The organism is Pantoea sp. USMM079 (genome assembly GCF_037153115.1).
Taxonomy (GTDB): Bacteria; Pseudomonadota; Gammaproteobacteria; order Enterobacterales; family Enterobacteriaceae; genus Pantoea; species Pantoea communis.
The window spans coordinates 1-1197 of sequence record NZ_JBBCKX010000057.1; the positions used below are offsets into that span (position 1 = coordinate 1).

At 54.9% G+C, this 1197-nt stretch carries 1 protein-coding gene; it reads right to left on the reverse strand.

Annotated features, from left to right (window positions below; genetic code table 11):
- Positions 1-18 precede the first annotated feature (18 nt).
- The coding region (locus tag WFP70_RS26470; RefSeq protein ID WP_337024902.1) for an IS4 family transposase at positions 19-1197 on the reverse strand (1179 nt) is incomplete at its 5' end.

The following is a 1197-nucleotide window of genomic DNA, read 5'->3' on the forward strand; positions in this document are numbered from 1 at the left end:
AGGCGTAATGCTTGTCAGTTAAGATCTTAATGGAGGCCGCAGCGGATAACGTTGCGGCTTCTTTTTTACCGCCCTTGGGTAATGCCGCACTCTTCTTTCCGGCAGCACCAGCCCTGGCGCCATCGCCATTATCTCTTCCATTATCCGCGGTATTTTTCCCCCTGAGATGCCCGGTAGCAGGCTCAGATGACTTCTCAGATACAGTGCGGACTGCTTAAAACTCATCTGATAAGGTTCCACGCCTTTCAGGCTGTACGCCATCTGCGCCATCATGAACCTCAGAAGGTTATAGGCCAGGACCACGCCCCACAGCTCCTGACGCACAAGTTCTGGCTTTTTGCTTCTCAGCGTCAGCTCATTATTCAGCAGGTGTTGTTTCATCTCGCGGAACCCATGCTCTATTTCCCAGCGATGGCCGTATAAATCCACGACATCTGCTTTGGGATACCTCAGGGGGTCGCACATGGATGTCAGGATTTGAACCGTTTTTCCGTTGAGTTCTTTGCTGATAAGCCTTGCCGTCAGCGTGTCTGCAGCACCCTGCCATTTTTTCTTCGCCTGCGGCGACAGCTGTAATTCCACCAACTCCTGCCCGGCTCCTAAGCTACGGACTACACGGTACTGTGCTCCTTTGCGCAGCGGCAGCATCCAGTGTCTTTCCGTTCCCGCTGACTGCCAGGCGTGCAGCAGACCCAGCGCATAAAAACCTTTATCAAAGAGGGTCAGAGAGTGGTCGGGGGTCTGTGGGATAAGCTGAGCGGCAAGTTCGGCTTCGCCGGCAGCTGAGACGCTGTCGAACGCTGCTGCTGACAGCAGGTGACTGGTGACTTCCATCTGACAGACCATGCGCACCTGCGGCCACTCAGAGCTCTTATTAATATTGGCCGTTCGCCCGAAGGCGGCATCATTCTCTGGTGTGTCAGGGGTGCGCCATACGGTGCCATCCACCGCCATCAGCGTCAGTCCGTTCCAGTGCGACAGCGGTGTCTTTTCAAACCAGAGGCGCTGCGTTTTCTCAAACATTAACCGGATAACATCTTCTCCAAATCGCTGCCGGGCCTGCACAACCGCGCTGGGCGCAACAAAAGGCCTTTTCCCCGGCAGAAGGATATCCAGGTGTGAGACGAGCTGGGTCATCGAATGGGAGCGAAAAAGTGCCATGCCGGTCACAGCCCAGACCATCATTTCCATCGATAA